Origin of the sequence: Lysobacter sp. TAF61 (genome assembly GCF_052113485.1) — a bacterium.
Taxonomy (GTDB): Bacteria; Pseudomonadota; Gammaproteobacteria; order Xanthomonadales; family Xanthomonadaceae; genus Lysobacter_J.
The window spans coordinates 487820-506483 of record NZ_JBFRDH010000003.1 but is presented as its reverse complement, the minus strand read 5'-3'; the positions used below and the strand labels follow the sequence as shown (position 1 = coordinate 506483).

12 protein-coding genes are annotated in these 18664 nt (G+C 68.4%); 7 read left to right on the top strand and 5 right to left on the bottom strand.

All coding sequences use genetic code 11. From position 1 onward, the window contains the following. Positions 1–2: 2 nt before the first annotated feature. The 4 genes from AB4Y64_RS09960 (at position 3) to AB4Y64_RS09945 (ending at position 5431) form a co-directional block, all read left to right on the top strand. Complete coding sequence (locus AB4Y64_RS09960) at positions 3–2117, top strand: amylo-alpha-1,6-glucosidase (RefSeq protein ID WP_441816281.1); 2115 nt, start codon at positions 3–5, stop codon at positions 2115–2117. Between the two features lie 90 nt (positions 2118–2207). Continuing rightward, positions 2208–2642, top strand: coding sequence for a CopL family metal-binding regulatory protein (locus tag AB4Y64_RS09955; protein ID WP_441816280.1), 435 nt, complete (start codon positions 2208–2210; stop codon positions 2640–2642). Positions 2643–2768: 126 nt separating this feature from the next. Further along, on the top strand, positions 2769–4586 hold the full coding sequence (locus AB4Y64_RS09950) for a copper resistance system multicopper oxidase (RefSeq protein ID WP_441816279.1): 1818 nt from the start codon (positions 2769–2771) through the stop codon (positions 4584–4586). A 53-nt stretch (positions 4587–4639) separates the two neighbouring features. Continuing rightward, positions 4640–5431: a copper resistance protein B gene (locus tag AB4Y64_RS09945; RefSeq protein ID WP_441816342.1), complete on the top strand. Its 792-nt coding sequence runs from the start codon at positions 4640–4642 to the stop codon at positions 5429–5431. Between the two features lie 27 nt (positions 5432–5458). On the opposite strand, the gene AB4Y64_RS09940 is transcribed toward AB4Y64_RS09945, so the two are convergent. The 4 genes from AB4Y64_RS09940 to AB4Y64_RS09925 all read right to left on the bottom strand — a co-directional run bounded on the left by AB4Y64_RS09940 (position 5459) and on the right by AB4Y64_RS09925 (position 14037). Continuing rightward, the gene (locus AB4Y64_RS09940) at positions 5459–7852 is read right to left on the bottom strand and encodes a winged helix-turn-helix domain-containing protein (protein ID WP_441816278.1); all 2394 of its coding nucleotides are present in this window, start codon (positions 7850–7852) and stop codon (positions 5459–5461) included. 130 nt (positions 7853–7982) lie between these two features. Next, complete coding sequence (locus AB4Y64_RS09935; RefSeq protein ID WP_441816277.1) at positions 7983–8783, bottom strand: protease inhibitor I42 family protein; 801 nt, start codon at positions 8781–8783, stop codon at positions 7983–7985. A gap of 59 nt (positions 8784–8842) precedes the next feature. Beyond that, a complete protein-coding gene (locus AB4Y64_RS09930; RefSeq protein WP_441816276.1) occupies positions 8843–10627 on the bottom strand; it encodes a S8 family peptidase in 1785 nt (594 codons plus the stop codon). A 107-nt stretch (positions 10628–10734) separates the two neighbouring features. Then, entirely contained in the window at positions 10735–14037 is a 3303-nt protein-coding gene (locus tag AB4Y64_RS09925; RefSeq protein WP_441816275.1) for a YadA-like family protein, read from the bottom strand. A 335-nt stretch (positions 14038–14372) separates the two neighbouring features. On the opposite strand from AB4Y64_RS09925, the gene AB4Y64_RS09920 reads away from it, so the two are divergent. Genes AB4Y64_RS09920 through AB4Y64_RS09910 form a run of 3 tightly spaced genes read left to right on the top strand, consistent with a single transcriptional unit; the run spans position 14373 to position 17621 of the window. Next, the gene (locus tag AB4Y64_RS09920) at positions 14373–15962 is read left to right on the top strand and encodes an MFS transporter (protein ID WP_441816274.1); all 1590 of its coding nucleotides are present in this window, start codon (positions 14373–14375) and stop codon (positions 15960–15962) included. Continuing rightward, the gene (locus tag AB4Y64_RS09915; protein WP_441816273.1) at positions 15959–17002 is read left to right on the top strand and encodes an HlyD family secretion protein; all 1044 of its coding nucleotides are present in this window, start codon (positions 15959–15961) and stop codon (positions 17000–17002) included. Before AB4Y64_RS09920 ends, AB4Y64_RS09915 begins: the two co-directional genes overlap by 4 nt. Then, complete coding sequence (locus AB4Y64_RS09910) at positions 16980–17621, top strand: TetR/AcrR family transcriptional regulator (RefSeq protein ID WP_441816272.1); 642 nt, start codon at positions 16980–16982, stop codon at positions 17619–17621. The genes AB4Y64_RS09915 and AB4Y64_RS09910 overlap by 23 nt, the downstream gene beginning before the upstream one ends. 15 nt (positions 17622–17636) lie before the next feature. Here AB4Y64_RS09910 and AB4Y64_RS09905 read toward each other — a convergent pair whose 3' ends face one another. Next, complete coding sequence (locus tag AB4Y64_RS09905) at positions 17637–18047, bottom strand: DUF6197 family protein (RefSeq protein ID WP_441816271.1); 411 nt, start codon at positions 18045–18047, stop codon at positions 17637–17639. Positions 18048–18664 lie beyond the last annotated feature (617 nt).

The window sequence follows — 18664 nt, the reverse complement described above, 5'->3', positions numbered from 1 at the left end:
GCATGGACCCGGCGGCCGCGGCATCGTTGAACACCGGCTACGTCCTGAAGGAAGGCGAGACGTTCGTCGTCGCCAACCGCCAGGGCGACATCGAGGGCGGCGCCGACGGCCATTTCCACAACGACACCCGGATGCTGTCGCGGTTCTGCCTGCGCCTGGGTGACACCAGTCCGGTGCTGCTCAGTTCCTATGTCACGCGTGACAACGTGTTCTTCGTCGCGCACATGACCAACCGCCTGCTGCCGCCACTGGGCGGCACGTCCACCGGCGAAGGACTGGTCTACATCAAGCGCGTGCGCTTCCTGCACGACGACCGGATGTATGAGCGCATCAAGCTGCTCAACTACGGCAGCCAGCCGGCGCATGTACCGCTGTGCATGGAGATCGCCGCGGACTTCTCCGACATGTTCGAGGTTCGCGGCAGCACGCGCCAGCGCCGCGGCGAACTGTTGCCGGTGGAGGTGCTCGAACGCGGCCAGGTGTTCCGCTACCGCGGCCTCGACCAGGAACTGCGCACTTCATGCGTGAGCTTCTCCGACCGCCCCGACCACCTGGATGCGTCCGAAGCCAGCTACGTGATCGCGCTTGCCCCTGGCGCGCGGCGCGTGGTCTTCGTCGAGGTCGGCAGCGAGCTGGCGAGCGTCGACCGCAGCCGGTTCCGCACCGCCGCCGCGCAGGCGCGCAAGCGGATGCGGCTGCGCAACCGGCGCAGTGCCCGGGTCTGCAGCGAAGGTCCGCTGTTCAACGACTGGATGGAACGCTCGCGCGCGGACCTGACCATGCTGACCAGCGAGCTCGATACCGGCCCCTACCCCTACGCCGGCATCCCCTGGTTCTCGACGCCGTTCGGGCGCGATGCCGTCATCACCGCCCTGCAGACGTTGTGGCTGGACCCGGAGCTGGCGCGCGGCGTGCTGACGTTCCTCGCCCGCCACCAGGCACAGGAAGAATCCTCGTTCATGGATTCTTCGCCGGGCAAGATCATGCACGAGACGCGCAAGGGCGAGATGTCGGCGCTGGGCGAGCTGCCGTTTGGCCGCTACTACGGCGGCGTCGATACCACGCCGTTGTTTGTCGGCCTGGCCGGCGCCTACCTGGAGCGCACTGGTGACCGCCTCCTCATCGATGCGATCTGGCCGGCGCTGGAGGCGGCCACGTCCTGGATCGAGCGCGTGTGCGACGCCAATCCGTCCGGCTTCCTCGACTACGCGCGTGGCGAAAGCAGTGGCCTGTCCAACCAGGGCTGGAAGGACAGTTCCGACTCGGTGTTCCATGCCGATGGACGCGCGCCACAGGGGCCCATTGCCCTGGTCGAAGTGCAGGGTTACGCCTTCGCGGCACTGCGCGCGATGGCGCAGATGGCGCGCATGCGCGGACTCGACGACAGGGCCGCGGCTTGGTCACAACGCGCCGAGCGCCTGCGCGCCGAAGTCGAGCGCCTGTTCTGGATGCCCACCAGCAAGTTCTACGGCATCGCCATCGACGGCAACGGCGAATTGTGCGCCGTGCGGGCCAGCAACGCCGGGCATCTGCTCTACAGCGGCCTGCCCGACAACCGCCGCGCAGCCGCCGTGACTTCGCAGCTGCTCGACGCGCCGTTCTTCAGTGGCTGGGGCGTGCGCACGCTGGCGCAGGACCAGGTGCATTACAACCCCATGTCGTACCACAACGGCTCGGTCTGGCCGCACGACTCGGCCATCTGCGCCGCCGGCATCGCTGCCTACGGGCCACGCTCGGGTGCGGTGCGGCTGTTGCGCGGCGCCTTCGAAGCGGCGGTGCACTTCAACATGCGGCTGCCCGAGTTGTTCTGCGGTTTCCCGCGTTCGCACGGCAGCGCCCCGGTGGCTTACCCGGTCGCCTGCCTGCCGCAGGCCTGGGCGGCCGGTTCGGCTTTCATGCTGGTGCAGGCCTGCCTGGGCATCAGCATCGACGGCGCGCACGCGCAGATCCAGCTCGATCGCCCGCAGCTGCCGATCGGCATCGACGAGATCGTCGTGCGGCGCGTGCCGATCGCGGCGACCCATGTGCACCTGGTGCTGAAGCGCCTCAATGATCGCGTAGGCGTCTTCGTCGAGGGGCCCGGCACCGACAGCGTGTCAGTGCGCATCAAGGGCTGACAACGCACGATCGATGCAGATCCAGGCGAAATGAATGGCCGTGGCGCGCTGCGGTCGCCACCTCGGCCGGCCCGCGCTAGACTTGCGGCCATGTCCCCGCGTGCCCTCCTGCTCCGCGTGCTGCTGATTCTGAGCCTGGTCCTGAACGGATCGGGCTACGCGGTCGCGTCCACGCAGATGCATCTGGCGCACATGGCCACGGTGCATTCAACAATTGCCGCCGCCGACATGCACGATGCCGCTCCGCCGTGCCACGAGCAAGGTGGCCAGCACGTCGGCCAGTCCGGCATGCACGACATGGCGACAAATGCCGCCGCGTGCGATGACGCTGTCACCCGTCATGCCGCACCGGATTGCTGCCAGTCCTCGCAGTGCGCCTGCGACTGCCTGCAGCATGCAACGGCCACGCTCGCCCAGGTTCCGGTGCTGCCCGCGATGGCGGTCCGCGCACCGGACGTTCGCGCGATGCATTCCAGCCACGCCGCACCGGCGCTGGCGAACCCGATCCGACCTCCGATCGGTTGAGTGCCCGGCACCCAGGTGCCGGTTTCATGGCTTCGATGCCGCGCTCGCGAATTGTCCTGACTCCCGGGACCGCGTCGCGCCCCATCGATGCCCACGCACTCGACCGCTTTGCACGGAGTACTTCTGATGTCGTTTGATCCCTCTGCCCCGGATTCGGCGCCGAGCCAATCGCGCCGCCGCTTCGTCACCGGCTTGTCGGCCGGCGGCGTTGCCACCGGCCTTGGCCTGTGGCGCCTGCCCGCCATGGCCGCTGCAGGCCTTGCCGCAGCGCCGCAGCAACTGTCAGGCACCCAGTTCGACCTTTCCATCGGCAGCACGCCGGTCAATTTCACCGGCCACACGCGTCCGGCGGTCACCGTCAACGGCTCACTGCCGGCGCCGATCCTGCGCTGGCGCGAAGGCGACACAGTGACACTGCGCGTGGCCAATCGCCTGGGCGTTACCAGCTCGGTCCACTGGCACGGCATCCTGCTCCCGGCCAACATGGACGGGGTGCCGGGACTGAGTTTCGATGGCATCCATCCGGGCGAAACCTTCGTCTACCGTTTCGACATCCGGCAATCGGGCACCTACTGGTACCACAGCCATTCCCTGTTCCAGGAGCAGGCCGGGCTGTACGGCGCGATCGTCATCGACCCGCGCGAACCGGCGCCCTACCGCCACGACCGCGAGCACGTGATCCTGCTGTCGGACTGGACCGACAAGGATCCTGCAGAACTGTTCCGGCGCCTGAAACAGATGTCGGAATACGACAACCGGCGCAAGCGCACGGTTGGCGATTTCTTCCGCGATGCCGGCCGCGACGGCCTTTCGGCGACCTTGCGCGACCGTGGCGACTGGGGCCGGATGCGGATGACGCCGACCGACCTGTCCGACGTCAACGCCAACACCTACACCTACCTGCTCAACGGCCAGGCGCCGGCCGGCAACTGGACCGGGCTGTTCCGCAGCGGCGAGAGGGTGCTGCTGCGCTTCATCAACGGCTCGGCGATGAGCTATTTCGATGTGCGCATCCCCGGACTGAAGATGACCGTGGTGGCCGCCGACGGCCAGTACATCCATCCGGTCACGGTGGACGAATTCCGCATCGCCGTGGCCGAGACCTTCGACGTCATCGTCGAGCCGAGCGGCCAGGACGCCTACGCCATTTTCGCCCAGGACATGGGCCGCACCGGTTACGCGCGCGGCACCCTCGCCGTGCGCCAGGGCCTGGAAGCACCGCTACCGCCGCAAGACCCGCGCCCGATCCTGACAATGTCCGACATGGGCCACGGCGCCCACGGCAAGGGCATGGAAGGCGGATGCGGCGGGAAGATGGGACACGACGTGGGACAGGACGTGGGACACGACGTGGGCCACGACATGTCCGGCATGCCTGGCATGTCCAACATGGCCGGCATGGACCACTCCGGCGGCGGCATGCAGGCGCACCCGGCCAGCGAGCAAGGCAATCCGCTGGTCGACATGCAGACGATGGCGCCGGCACCCAGGCTCGACGATCCCGGCATCGGCCTGCGCGACAACGGCCGCACCGTGCTGACCTACGCGGCGATGAAGAGCCTGTTCGACGATCCCGACGGACGCGATCCCAGCCGCACGCTCGAACTGCATCTGACCGGGCACATGGAAAAGTTCGCCTGGTCCTTCGACGGGCAGAAGTTCATGGACGCCGAACCGCTTCGCCTGAACTATGGCGAGCGCATGCGCATCGTGCTGGTCAACGACACCATGATGACCCACCCGATCCACCTGCACGGACTGTGGAGCGACGTCGAGGACGAAGGCGGCAACTTCCACCTGCGCAAGCACACCGTGGACATGCCACCCGGCACGAAGCGCAGCTACCGCGTGCGCGCTGATGCGCTCGGCCGCTGGGCCTACCACTGCCACCTGCTCTACCACATGGAAGCGGGCATGATGCGCGAAGTGCGGGTGGAGGAATGAGCATGCGCCATTCGTTCCGCCGGTACGCACTGGCCACCGCGCTCACCTTGCCGATGGCTGCGCCGGCGTGGTCACAGGATCACGCACAGCACGGCGGCCATGCGCCTCCCGCGCCATCGCCGAAGGTCGAGCAACCGGTCCAACCCATTCCCGCGTTGACCGATGCCGACCGTGCCGCCGCGTTTCCCGAGCTCGGCCATTCGATGCAGCACGCGTCCGACTTCAACCATTACCTCCTGGTCGACCGTCTCGAGGCCGTCGATCTCGACCACGGCAGCGGCCAGGCCTGGGAGCTGCAGGGATGGCTGGGCGGCGACGTGAATCGACTCTGGTTGCGCAGCGAAGGCGAACGCGCGCGCGGCCACACCGAGTCCGCGGACGTCGAGCTTCTGTATGGCCACAGCGTGTCGCCGTGGTGGGATGTCGTGACCGGCGTGAAGCACGATTTCAAACCCGGCGATTCGCAGAGCTGGGCTGCGCTCGGCGTGCAGGGCATGGCGCCCTACAAATTCGAGATCGAGGCCACGGCGTACCTGGGTGAAGGCGGTCGCAGCGCGGCGAGTTTCGAGGTCGAGTACGACGTGCTGCTGACCAACCGGCTGATCCTGCAACCGTTGCTGGAGGCCGAGGTATACGGCAAGGACGACGCCCGTCGCGGCATCGGCTCGGGCCTGAGCACGGTCGAGGCCGGCCTGCGCCTTCGCTACGAGTTCACCCGCAAGTTCGCGCCCTACATCGGCGTGAGCCACGAGCGCGCCTTCGGTGACACCGCTGACTTCCGCCGCCAGGACGGTGAGGACTCGCGCGACACCCGCTGGGTGGCCGGTGTCCGGTTCTGGTTCTGAGCCGTGCTCTGAGCCGGGCGCTGGGCGCTACAGCACCGGCCTGACCGCCAGGTCGCGTTGCCCGCGCAAGGACTGCGCGGCGGCCTGCGCCTGCTCGGCCAGGGCGCGGTCGTCGAGGGCGCGATACAGCGCCAGCATCGCCCATGCCACACGGTAATCGCTGCCGGCGAAGGTGCTGAGGTCGCCCAGCACCGCAGCAGCCGCCTGCTCCTGCTTGGCATCAAGCAGCAGCAGGGCGTGGGCGACATTCGCACTCACGCGCTCGTCGGGACTGCCGCCCTGTTCGGCCTGGCTGGCGGCGCGCTGCATCGCCAGGACGGAGGCGGCATGATCGCCGGCGGCATCGTCGACCAGTGCGCGGGCGATGCCCCAGGCCACTGAATCGATTTCGACGCCAGCGTTGCCGGCCTGCGCGCGCGACACCCACTGGCGCGCGGTTGCGACGTCGCCATTGCGCAGCGCCGCCTGCACCGCCGCCAGCGCGAGTGCGCCTCGAGTAGGCGCAGACGGATCAGGCAATTGCCGCGCGATCGCACCGGCACGGGTGGTATCGCCCTTGGCCAGCAGCAGCTGCAACTGCAACTCCATCAGCAGGCCATTGGCGTCGCCGGTCTGCAGCGCACGCAGGCGATCCAGACTCTGCGCTGCTGCGTCGAGCCGGCCATTGGCCAGCAATGCCCGAGTCCGGATCGTTCCGATCGAAATTGCCAGCGCAGTGTCTTCCAGCGACTTGGCCAGTTCGCCCGATCGCTCGATCGTGGCCAGCGCGGCCGCAGGTTGCGCCAGCTTCAGTTCGGTCGCAGCCCGCGAGCTCAGCGTTGCCGCCAGGTAGTCGTGCACCTCGAAGCGCTCGAACACGGCGATGGCGCGATCGAACTCCTGCAAGGCCTGCTCGAAGTGGCCGCGCTTGGATTCGATGATGCCCAGGTTGGTGTCGACCATCGCCGCCTCGACCAGGTCGCCCGCCCGCTGCATGGCGATGCGCGCACGGCCCATGTCCTGGACGGCGCCGGCCATCTTCTCCTGCTCGACCTGGGCGACGCCGCGGCCGTTGTATGCGTTGCCCAGCAGGCTGGGATCGATGGAAGCGTCCCGGCTCGACTCCAGGACCGACAGCGCCTCGGTATAGCGCGTCTGCGCCGCGGCGAAGTTGCCGCGCCGGATCTCGACCGCGCCCAGGCCCATGCGCGTCTTGGCTTCGGTTTCGAGGTCGATCGGACGTGTCTCGAGGATGGAGGAGAATATCGCGGCGGCTTCGTCGGCGCGGCCGGCGCGGTACTCCAGCTGTCCTTCACGGACGCGCAGGCGCGGCTCGCGGCGTTGTTCAGGCGGCGCGGTCTCGATCAGGCGTCGCGCCGCGGCCAGCTGGCCGGAGATCAGTTCGGCATCGATCCGCTGCACGCGTTCGGTCAACGGACTGGGCGCACCGTGTTCGCCGCTGTGCCGGCCGGTGCGCTGCAACCACGAATCGGTCACCGCCGCTGCCGCTGTCAGCGGCGTGGTTCCCTGCGCATCGATGACGTGCTCCTTGCCGGCCTGCAACACACGCAGGCGGATGCGCCAGCCGCGGCTGTCATGCATGGCCTCCGGCGCGAGGATCCACTGCGCGCCACTGCCCTGCTCCAGCTTCTCCAGCGCGGTGCTGCCGTCTGCGGATGGATAACCGCTCTGGGTGCTCAGGTGCAGGGTGTGGTCACTTGGCAACACCTTCACGCCGCTGCTGCGCAGCCGGCTGGCGATGTAGTCCATCGCGCCCAGGCGGACCCAGGTCGACTCGGCTTCGATCGGCGTGACCCTCACCGGCAGCACCATCACGGTGCCGGCCTGCGGGGCCCGAGCCATCGACGCCGACCGTGGCGCGCGCGACGAGTACCAGGCCCAGCCGGCGGCGACGACAGCCACCAGCAGCGCGGCGAGCACGATGACGGTCAGGTATCGGCGCTCGCGGGGTCGCAGTGGCGGTTGCTGAACTGCCGGGGGGTGTGCCGTTGCAGGCTGGACCGCCGCAGAGGGCAGCTGCGTCGGCACGTCCACCACCGCAGCGGTTGCCGGTTCGCCAATGGCGGCGTCAGCACTGGACGCCGGCATGAACACCTCCGCCTCGGCCTCTTCCACCGGCGCGATCCAGTGGTAGCCAAAGCGCGAAACGGTGCGGATGATCGACTGGCGGTTGCCGGTGTCGTCGAGCGCCTTGCGCGCACGCAACATCGTCTGTGCGACGACGGTGTCGCTGACGTCGACCTTGCCCCATACCGCCGCGATGAGTTCGTCCCGCCCAACCGCGCGCTCGCGGTTGGCGATCAGGTAGGCCAGGCAGTCGAACGATTTCGGCGGCAACGCGACACGCAACCCTGCGCGCTTGAGTTCGCGGGATGCGGGATCGAGCTCGAATTCGCCAAACCGGTACCGCGTAAGGCGCATGCGCCCGACCTGCCTTCTGTTCGCCCCGGCGTCGCTCTAGGCACCGGGCAGCGTCGGACTCCATCGTAAGTCATACGCCCCCTGCCATGCTCCGGCGGAAGGTCACGGCGTGCTGATCACAACACGAAGCTCACAGCACGCTGACGCTGAATTCGGCGACCTGCGCCGCCGCCTGCGGCGATTCCCAGTCGCGGCGATAGACGAAGCGCAGATGCGCCGAGCCCCTGCCGACCGCCCTGAACAACCAGGTGTGGGTCGCGCCGGGCCCCTTGCTGGCCCCGCCGGCTTCCATGGGGCCGGGACCGGGGTCCTGTTCCATGCGCAGCAGGCCCGCGTCGGCATCCGCCAGCTCCCAGCGACGACCCGAAGCGAGGCTGCCGCTCAGGTTCACGCGCAGTTGCTGGCCCTGTTCGAGCGTCACCGGCATCGACACATCACCGGCGCCGATATCGACCAGCCCCGCCTGCCGCTGCCCCGGAACCCGGTACAGCACCGGGTCGATGCCACCGCGATGCGGCCCGGGCACCCACAGCCTGCCGTCGTCCAGGCGACGCAGGTCCAGCGGCTGCCGGCCGCCAGCGGGGTCGAGCCGGTACACCACGCTGTCGCCGCGATCGCTCGATCGCTCGATGTTCCAGCGGCCCTGGTCTTCGTCGGCGCGGACGGCCGCTCCCGGAACGACACGGATCGTGCGCAGCGAATAACGCGTCGGCACCCCGGTATCGCCGTTCGCATACAGCTGCAGGTCGGCGCGGATCGCCGTGCAATCGGCGCACGGCAGCCAGCCGACGTAACGTCCCAGCACATGCTCCTGACCCGCCACGCCCGCACCCTGCACGCTGTGCCTGCCATCGCACGCCACCAGGACCAGCGCAGCCGCAAGCGCAACCAGGCGCACCAGAACCATTCCACTGTGTTGCCAGAATCTCATCACGCTCACTTCGATCGGTTGCGGCGGCCGGGGCATCGCGCCCCGGCCGCTCGCAGGACTCAGTAAACCTTGACCTGCAGCTTGACGCCGGAGGCGTCGGCGGAAGCGACGACCTTGAAGTAATAGCGACCGGCAGCCGGTGCATTGATCACGATCGACTGGTTGGTGCCCGGACGCACCGATGCACCGATGTTCTCGGTCGGCGTCGGCTCGGCGGCGAAGTTGGCGTAGGCCTGCAGCGTGCCCTTGCCGCTCAGCGTGAGCATCTCGATGCGGGTCTTGCCGGCCGGGATGTCGATCGAATACAGCTCGCTCTGGCCCGCAGCCAACGGCGGCAGCGACTCGAGCGCACCGGCGGTCAGCGGGCGCGCCACCAGCGGCTGGCCAAACGTCTTGGCGCGCTGCACGGCAGCTGCTGCATCCAGGATGCCCACGCCGATCGGCTTGCCTGCCTCGGGCTTGACCGGGAACGGACGCGCCGAAGCCTTCAGCATGCCTTCGATCACGCCCGGAGTCAGCGGCTGCGGTGCGACGCTCTGCATCAGCGCGACCACGCCCGAGACGTGCGGCGTCGCCATCGAGGTACCGGTCATGCCGACGTAGCGGTCGCCTTCCGGCGAGGTGTTGCCGGTGTTGTGCGTCGACCAGATGTAACCGTTCGGCGACCCTTCGGTGCCGGCGCCGCCAGGCGCGGCCAGGTCGACGCCCGCGCCGTAGTTGGAGTAGCCGGCGCGCTGGCCGGAATAGCCGGTGGCACCCACGGTCACCACGTTGGCGCAACTGGCCGGAGCATGGCCGGCAACGTCGGAGTTGTCATTGCCTGCCGCAACGATGACCGTCGCACCCAGCGACACCGCCTTGTCGATCGCCGCCTGCGTTTCCACTTCACACTCGTGCGCGCCGCCGAGGCTCATGTTGATGACCTCGGCCGGGTTCGGATTGTTCGGCACGCCTTCGATGGTGCCACCGGCGGCCCACACGATCGCGTCGTTGATGTCGGAGGTGTAACCACCGCAACGGCCCAGTGCGCGCACCGGCACGACCTTGGCGTTGTAGGCGATGCCGGCGCCGCCGATGCTGTTGTTGGTGGTCTCGGCGATCGTGCCGGACACGTGGGTGCCGTGCCAGCTGCTGTTGCTGGCTGCCGAGCCGGCACCGCAATCGCCGGCGCTGGCCCAGTCGCCCAGGTCCCAGCCGCCCGGTGCACGGGTGTCGTCGGCACGACGCGACATGAAGGCGTCGGTGATGAAGTCGTAGCCCGGCAGCAGGTTGCCGACCAGGTCGGCGTGCGCGGTTGCACCGGTGTCGATCACCGCCACGACGATACCGGCGCCGCTGGCGCCCGCGTCCCAGGCCGAGGTCACGCGCGCGCCACCGGCGCCGGTGCCGTAATGCCACATCTGGTGCGTGGCGAGCACCGGGTCGTTCGGCAACGCGGTCGCGTGCATGATCGCGTCGACGCCGACGTACTCGACGTTCGGATCGGCGGCGATCTCGCGCATCAGCGCTTCGGCCTCGGCGCGCTGCAGCGGCTGCGACGCCTTGACGACATGCTTGCCGCCGAAGGTCGCGCGCAGGGTGCTCACGCGCAGCGCGGCAGTGCCCTTCAGTCCGGCCACCTTGGCGCCCATCTGCGGACGGGCGCGGGTGGCGGCGGCATCGAGCGCACGCTGGCGTGCCGCCGGCTGCACGCGCTCGGCGCTGCCGTCGCGGTACTTGACGATGAAACGCGGCGAGATGGTGGCATCGTCGATCGAGGTCAGATCGATGCGGGCGCCAGCGGCCAGGGCCGGTGCGCAGGCACTGGCGAGCAGCAGGCTCAGAACGGTACGACGAATGGTCATGATGGAATTCCTGATGATGGTTGCCACGTACGCCGGGATGGCGCCGATGGCGAAAGTCGGGTCGCAACGCAGGCGGCGCGTGGACGCCGCCCGCGCTGCAGGTCAGATCACAGATCGATGCCGAAGCCGACGCCGGCGGACTGGTCGTCGCTGCTGAAGGCGCCGCCGATGCTCACGCTGGCGCGATCACCGATGGCCTTGGAGTAGCCCACCGACAGCGCGCTTTCGCCGTTCTGCCAGCCGGCGCCGACCGCGACGCGGCCATTGGGGCTGCGCGAGTTGGCGGCGTTGATCGACATGTTCATCATGGCCGCGCTCATTGCGCCCATGCGGTCGATGCGCTGGTCCTGCTTGCCGATGCGGTAGTCGAGATCGGTGAACTGATCCGACAGGCCCTGCAGGCGGCTGTCGGTGTAGGCGTTGGCGCTGGTCAGCGTCTGCGTCGCAGTGACGTCGGTATAGCCGTTGGCTGTAGCCAGCGTCTGCGCATCGCCGGCCTGGACCTGGGCAACGTTGGCCGCGTCGGTCGAGGCAGTGCCGGCGGCGACATTGGTCACGCGACGCTGGCTGCCGGCATTGCCGACCGACACGGTGTTGGCCTGGTCGGCAACCGAGCCCTGGCCCAGCGCCACCGAACCTGCGGCCGTGGCCGATGCGCCCTGGCCTACGGCCGTGGCGGAAGCGGCGGTCACCGACGTGTCGGCGCCGACCGCGACGGCATTGGTCGCTGCAGCGGCGATCGTGGCGTTGCTGCCCACCGCGGTGCTGCCATCGGCAGCCACGGTTGCGCCGGTGCCGATCGCGGTATCGCCGGTGTCGGTGGCGACGCTGCCGTTGCCGACGGCCAGGCCATTGCCCGAGCCCATCGGCGCGCCGCCGCCCCCGCCAGCCTGGTACGACTGCTCGATCACATTGACGCGATTGCCCAGACCGTTCAGCGCGGCATCCATCGCACCGAGCGCGTCGCCGATCGTGTGGAAGCTGCCACCCTGGATGGCGAACGTCGGCACGCTCCACAGGCCTGCGCCATTGCGGGCGGTGCCGCCGCCGACCAGCGACGCGATCGACTCGAGCTGGCCGATGTTGGCGGCATCGCCCGCGTTGACGCCATTGCCAACGTTGGCGATGACCGTGCCGGCGCTGCCGCCGAGCGTCACGCGCTCCTTGCCGGCCGCATCGTCGTACTTCACCGCCGCCGCATCGAGGTCGCCGACCGCACCGCCGACACCGGCGATGGCTACGTCGAGCTGGCCCTTGTTGACCGCATCGGTCGCCTCGGTGCCGGCGGCGACGTTGGCGATCTGGCGTTCGGCGCCGAGCGCACCGACGGAGACGGTGCCATCGCGGTCAGCCACCGCACCGGCGCCGATCGCGACGCTGTTGTCGGCGATGGCCGCGGCGGTGGCGCCCAGGGCGACACTGTCGACGCCACCGGCGAAGCTGTTGTAGCCCGAAGCCAGGCTGTTGGTGCCCACTGCGAACGCATTGGTGCCCACCGCCGTGGCGTAGTCGCCCGAGGCCAGCGCATAGGAGCCCAGCGCGGTCGAGTACTGGTTGAACGCCTGGCTGTTGTCGCCATAGGCCGTGGCCGAATCGGCCGCGGCGATGCTGGCGTTGCCGCCGGCGAGCGCATTGACGCCTTCGGCACTGGCGCCGGTGCCAAGCGCGATCGCGCCGTCCGCCATCGCCGCGGCCTGGCCGCCAATGGCCAGCGCGTTGTTGATGTCGCCGCTCGCGCCGCTGCTGCCGACGTGCGCGCCGTTGCCGAACGCGGTGTTGCCGGTGCCGAAACCGCCCCATGCTTCGGCGTTCATGCCGATGGCGATGTCTTCTTTCCAGGTGGCGATGGCGAAGTCGCCGATGGCCAGGCTGTCCATGCCCCAGGCCACGCTCTCCGGGCCGATGGCGATGGATTTGGCATCGTGCGCCTGGCTCTGCTGGCCGATCGAGATGCTGGAATGGCCGCCGGCGTTGGCGACAAAGCCAAGCGCCACCGAACCGTTGATCACGGTCGGGTCGGTCGAGCTGTACGTGCCCGTCGGGAAGCTCGTGTTGGTGGTATCGCGATCGCCGGTGCTGGCGCCGCCGCCCAGGGCAACGTCGTAGTTGGCCCAGGTGTAGGAACCACCGCCGAGCGACTGCGCGCCGATGCCGAGCGCCACGGCGCGACCGTACGGGCTGGTGCCGGCGTTGGGCTTGGGCGTATTGCCGAAGGCCGCGCCGATGTCGAGGTAGCTGCCGATGGCGGTGGAGCTGGGACCGACGGCATAGGAGTTCAGGCCGATGGCCGTGGACTTGTTGCCGTAGGCCCAGGCGCTGTAGCCCAGCGCGGTGCCCGAGCCGCGCACGGCGATTGCCGTACCGCCAACCACGGTCGAGTTCTGGTCCTTGATCACCGGGTCGAACAGCTGCAGGCCGGTCACCGGATCGACAACGTAGGTGCCCTTGACCGGGTCGACCTTGGGCAGGATCGTATCGCCCATCGTCTGTGCGCCGTTGCCGATCACGACGTTGTTGGTGCCCTGCGACGCGGCGCTGGTGCCAATCACGGTGGAATTGGTGGCCGGGCCCGGGGTGTTGACCACGAACGACTGGCCAAATCCGGTGACGACCGAGGAAACCAGCGCCTCGGCGCGGGCGTTGGTGCCCATCACGATGGTGCCGTTGCCGTTGGCGCGGGCACCGTTGCCGATGGCGATGGCGTTCGCAACCGGACCTGCGAGGTCGGTGCGGACCATCGTGGTCACGCCGGCCGTGGTCGTAGCCGAGACGCCGCTGATCACCATCTCGGTGGTGGCGCCGGTGCCCAAGGCGATGTTGTTGGCGCCGTTGGTGCGCGCCTGGTTGCCCATGGCGACGCTGTTGGTCTGGTTGCCCGCGGCCGCGGTTGGCGCCGTCGTGGTGGTGGTCACCGTGTTCGGCGTTCCCTGGACGGTGGTCGTGGTCGTCGTGGTGCGCTGCGCCTGGGTCTGGGACTGGTTGCCGATGGCAACGCTGTTGTCGGGGCCGGCCACGGACTGCACGCCGATCGCCACCGCTCCCCGTCCCAGCGCCTGTGCGGCAGCGCCCAGCGCGGTCGCATTGTCGCCATTGGCCCAGGTGATCTCGTTGGCGTCGACCAGGCCGTCACCGTCCAGGTCGATCCACGAACCGATTGCGGTGGTGTTCTTGCCAGTCGCCTTGGACTCGTCGCCGATCGCATTGGCGCGGTCGCCGATGGCCTTGGCGCGCGGCCCGCAGGCCAGCGAGTCGGCGCCCGGGGACGTGCTGTCAACCGGGATCGGAACGTTGGCGTCGTCGACGAGCTGGCAGTTGGCGCCGGCGAACACGGGCGCGGACAGGACGGACAACAGGGCGATGGTCAGGACGCGGCGCTGCAGGTGGCGCGGCTGGTTGCTGTGGATAGGCATGACGGCTCTCGAATGGATTGGGCGGGGTCGGCGCCGGCGCCGTTGCGCCCCCCTGCCGAAAATCCCCGGCCCACCGTGGCAAGCCCCTGCCCTGCGAACATGAAAGCGCGCTTACAAATCCCGCCGAAGCCATAACAAACCGATAACAGAGCAACAACAAGTCCATGAATTCACTGGGTTTGGAGGTTGCAGCCCTGCGGGCACCCGTCTCGCGGCCCCGCTGACGGGTGCCCGCTGCCAGCCCCGTACGCCTGCCGATGGCCCGTGACAGTTAGATTATGTTCATAATCTAACGCGCATCCTCCCCCAACCCCCTCCCGTTCCACCACCACCCCATGGACACCGTCAGCGTCAGGACCAGCGAAAGCGTCGAGCCCGCCGCTCCACGCGACGGCCTTGTCCTGCTGACCGCCCTGGGCGGTTCGTTCATCGCCACCATGACCGCGCAGTTCACCGGCACCAACCTGGCCGATATCCAGGGTGGCGTGGGCGCGTCGGCCGACGAGGTGTCGTGGATCTCCACCGTCTACACGATGACCAGCTTCGTCGGGATCATCGTTTCCGGGCCGTTCGCCCGGACCTTCGGCCTGCGCCGCTATTACCTCGCCACCGCCGCGATATTCGCCGCCTGCGCCTGGCTGTGCACCCTCGCCACGGCGGTGCCGCAGCTGGCGGTCCTTCGCGGGATCCAGGGCGTTGCGGCGGGCGGATTCGGACCGCTGGCGTTCCTGGCCGTGTTCATGCTGTTCAAGGGGCCGCGCCTGCCGTTCGCGCTGTCGCTGCTGGCCTTCGTCCTGCTGGTATCCGTCACCGCCGGCCCGGTGCTTTCGGGCCTGGTCGAATCGCTGCTGGGCTGGCGCGGACTGTTCCTCGTGCAGTTCTGGCTCAGCGCGCTGATGGTCCTGGCGGGCCTGGCGTGGCTTCCGCGCAGCGCGCTGAACTGGAATGCGCTCAAGACCGACTGGGGCGCGATGGCGCTGCTGGCCGCGGGCCTGGCCGCGCTGATGCTGGTGCTGAACCAGGGCACGCGCCGCTTCTGGCTCGACAACCCGACGATCGCCTGGGCGACCGCGCTGTGCATCGGCGCCTGGGCCGGGTTCTTCTTCATGAGCCGCTACTCGCCGTCGCCGATCCTCAACCCGGCCAAGTTCCTCGACCGGCGTTTCGCCATCCCGATCGCGATGAACCTGCTGTTCCGCGCCAGCTTCGCCGTGACCGTCTACCTGGTCCCGCAGCAGCTGGCGTTGACCCAGGGCTACCGCCCGCTGCAGACCTCGGCCGCGCTGCTGTGGTGCCTGTTGCCGCAGGTCGCGGTGTTTCCGCTGGTCTGGCGTGTGCTGCAGCGCGTGGATGGCCGCGTGCCGATGAGCCTCGGCCTGCTCCTGTGCGCCATAGGCACCGGCCTTGCCGCATTTGCCAGCAACCAGGACGGCGCCGAACAGTTGCATTGGACCCTCGCCCTGTTCGGCGTCGGCCAGATGCTGTTCCTGGTGCCCGACTTGCTGATTGGCGCCAGCTCGCTCAAGCCCGAGGACCTGCCGACCGCATCGCTGGCCTTCAACGCGACCACGCTGGGTGGCACCACGCTCGGCACCGGCCTGGTCACCAATTTCGTCACCGAACGCGAGAAATTCCATTCCAACGTGCTGACCGAGCACGTGTCCTGGCTCGACCCGCTGGCATCCGACCGCCTCTCGGCATTGGCCGGCGCCATCACCAGCCGGATCGGCGACGAAACCGTAGCCAGCGCCCGCGCCGTCGGACTGATCGCCGGAAACGTGCGCCGCGAAGCCTGGCTGCTGGCCATCAACGATGCCTACGCGCTGGTCGCAATCCTGATCGCCGTGGTCGCCTTCGCCTCGATCCTGATCGGCCGTTCTCCTCCCCTTCCCCGCCTGGGATCGCCCCAGGGAGTCGCACCGTGAAACTCCGAACCGCCACCCTCGTCGGCCTGCTTGTCGCCGGAACCGCAACGGCGGTCACCGCCACCATGGTGTCGCCCGGCGGCGTCGTGCAGGGCCTGGACCGGCATTACACCGACAATGCCTATGTGCGCGGCGACATCACCCAGATCGGCCCGAAGATCTCCGGCTATGTCACCGACGTCGTCGTCCATGACAACCAGCCGGTGCGTGCCGGCGACGTGCTGTTCCGCATCGACGACCGCGACTTCCAGGCACGCCTGGCGCAGGCCAACGCCGCGCTCGCCGCGCGCAAGGCCGCGGTGGGCAATCTGGACGCGCAACTCGGCCTGCAGCGCTCGCTGATCCACCAGGCCGAAGCCGGCGTGCAGCAGACCCAGGCCGAGGCCGAGCGCTCCCGGCGCGACGCCACGCGTGCGCGCCAGCTGGTCAGTGACCAGCTCATCTCGAGGTCGCAGCTCGACCAGACCGAATCGGCCGAGCAAGTGACCGTGGCCCGTGTCGCCGAAACCCAGGCCAGCCTGGCGGCGGCCCGGCAGCGCATCGCCGTGCTCGAGAGCCAGCGCCCGCAACTGCTCGCCGACATCGGCGCCGCCGAGGCCTCCGTGTCCCTGGCCGCACTCGACGTCGAAAGCACCGTCGTGCGTGCTCCGGTGGATGGCCGCGTCAGCGAGCGCATTGCCCGCGTCGGCCAATACGTGAAGGCCGGCACTCAGCTGATCGCACTGGTGCCGGCGGAACTGTGGGTGGTGGCCAACTTCAAGGAAACGCAACTCGAGGGCATGCAGGCCGGCGCCACGGTCGAGGTCGTCATCGACGCCGTCCCTGGCATCACCTTCCATGGCCGCCTCGACAGCCTGGCCCCTGCAAGCGGCGCACAGTTCGCGCTGCTGCCGCCGGACAATGCCACAGGCAATTTCACCCGCATCGTCCAGCGCATCCCGGTCAGGATCGCCCTGCTCGACCAGCCCGAACTGGCCAGCCTGCGGCCGGGGATGTCGGCGACGGTACGCGTACGCGATGGCAAGGCCGACCCGATCTGAAGCGACAATCCAACAGTGCAACCGCCCCCAACAGGAAGCGCACGACATGAGAGTTTCGAAGGAAGCCGCGCAACAGAGCCGGGAAAGGATCGTCCAAGTCGCCGCCACGCTGTTTCGCGAACGCGGCGTCGATGGCATAGGCGTTGCCGACCTGATGAAGGCGGCGGGGTTCACCCACGGCGGCTTCTACAAGCATTTCCAGTCCAAGCAGTCGCTCGCGGCCGAGGCCTGCGCGCTGGCGTTCGATGACCTGCAGCAGCGGCGCTGGTCGCGCTTGCTGGGGCCTGGCGAAAGCGACGTGCCGCCACTGAAGCGCTTCGTCGAGGGATATCTGTCGACACGTCACCGCGACAATCCCGGCGAAGGCTGTCCCATGCCATCGCTGGGCGCCGATTCGGCTCGCCAGGATCAGCCGATGCAAACCGCGTTCACGCAGGGCGTCGAATCGCTGGTCGGACTGCTGGCCGCACATGTGCCCGGGCGCAATGCCAAGGCGCGACGCGATCGCGCACTGGCGACGCTGGCCTGTCTGTCTGGCGCGATGTCGCTTGCGCGCGCGGTGGATGACGAGGCGCTGTCGGAGGAGATTCTGCAGGCCGCGATCGACTGGCTCAATTGAGCCGCGCCGGTTGGACTACGGCGTCTGCAAGCGCTTCGAGACGCGGTCGCGCGCGATGATCAGCACCTTCTTCACGTCGGCGAAACTGGTTTCGGGAAGGTTGTTGAAATCCATCATGCGATGCTCGAACTCGCGCCCACCCGAGACATCTTCGATCGCGAAGCGGACTTCCTGCAGCGCGACCCGCCTGTGGTCGTACTCACCCAGCACGCTGATGCTCGCCTTCTGCAGCGCGCAGAACAGGCTCAGCGTCGCGGCATCGGGCTGGCACTCGCGCGTGTCCTTGCGGTTCCAGTCGGCTTCGCTCTTCAACAGCGCGTCGGCCTTGTCGAGGATCTCGATGTCCTGGACGGAAACGGGTTGATCGCGATCTTCGTAGGCCGGCTGTGGCGCCGAAGCGCAGCCAGTCAATGCAACGATCGCCATCACTGCGAGCAGCGCGAATGCGAAGACCGGATGTCTGGTTCGATGCGGATCATTCACTAGAACTGCGCCCCGTTGCTGTTGCCTGATGATGCACAGAAACACTCAGGGCCGCCTTTCGGCAGCCCTGAGTGTTTTCAACTGGCGTCCCCACGGGGATCCGAGCTTAACCCCCGACTCGCCCTCGCCCACCGCAAACCCATTCAGATCAAGCTTTCGCCTCGCAGCCGGTACCGGCCCGCAGCCTAGCTGCTGAAATGTCCGCTATCGGCCAGAAGCGGACATGGAGCCAGGGTGGCCCCGTGGAGTTGGCGCCACAGCCGGCTCGACAAACGAGCACTGCTCGCCTGGTCGTTCGAGGCAGGCGTGAGTCGCGCTGGTTTGAATGCGCACTGGAATCGGCCCTGGCTTCCGGCCGTATTGACACGTTTTTCTGCAACGCAGCATCGCCTTCGAGTGCGGCGCGATGGGCTACGGCACATCCGCTCCCTTGGCCCTCCAAAGACACCCCTGAATTACACGCGAAATCCACACGCCCGGGTGTCTTCTATGAGCTGCTAGGAGAAGTCACTGGATGTCCGTGCGCGCTGGAGACACTGTCCTTCGGCGCCATCTCATCT

Excerpts from the sequence above, each read along its gene's own strand:
- AB4Y64_RS09925 (WP_441816275.1), bottom strand. The coding sequence starts at position 14,037 with ATGCCTATCCACAGCAACCAGCCGCGCCACCTGCAGCGCCGCGTCCTG.
- AB4Y64_RS09910 (WP_441816272.1), top strand. The coding sequence starts at position 16,980 with ATGGCAAGGCCGACCCGATCTGAAGCGACAATCCAACAGTGCAACCGC.
- AB4Y64_RS09945 (WP_441816342.1), top strand. The coding sequence starts at position 4,640 with ATGGCTGCGCCGGCGTGGTCACAGGATCACGCACAGCACGGCGGCCAT.
- AB4Y64_RS09955 (WP_441816280.1), top strand. The coding sequence starts at position 2,208 with ATGTCCCCGCGTGCCCTCCTGCTCCGCGTGCTGCTGATTCTGAGCCTG.
- AB4Y64_RS09960 (WP_441816281.1), top strand. The coding sequence starts at position 3 with ATGGACCCGGCGGCCGCGGCATCGTTGAACACCGGCTACGTCCTGAAG.
- AB4Y64_RS09905 (WP_441816271.1), bottom strand. The coding sequence starts at position 18,047 with ATGGCGATCGTTGCATTGACTGGCTGCGCTTCGGCGCCACAGCCGGCC.
- AB4Y64_RS09940 (WP_441816278.1), bottom strand. The coding sequence starts at position 7,852 with ATGCGCCTTACGCGGTACCGGTTTGGCGAATTCGAGCTCGATCCCGCA.
- AB4Y64_RS09935 (WP_441816277.1), bottom strand. The coding sequence starts at position 8,783 with ATGAGATTCTGGCAACACAGTGGAATGGTTCTGGTGCGCCTGGTTGCG.
- AB4Y64_RS09920 (WP_441816274.1), top strand. The coding sequence starts at position 14,373 with ATGGACACCGTCAGCGTCAGGACCAGCGAAAGCGTCGAGCCCGCCGCT.
- AB4Y64_RS09950 (WP_441816279.1), top strand. The coding sequence starts at position 2,769 with ATGTCGTTTGATCCCTCTGCCCCGGATTCGGCGCCGAGCCAATCGCGC.
- AB4Y64_RS09930 (WP_441816276.1), bottom strand. The coding sequence starts at position 10,627 with ATGACCATTCGTCGTACCGTTCTGAGCCTGCTGCTCGCCAGTGCCTGC.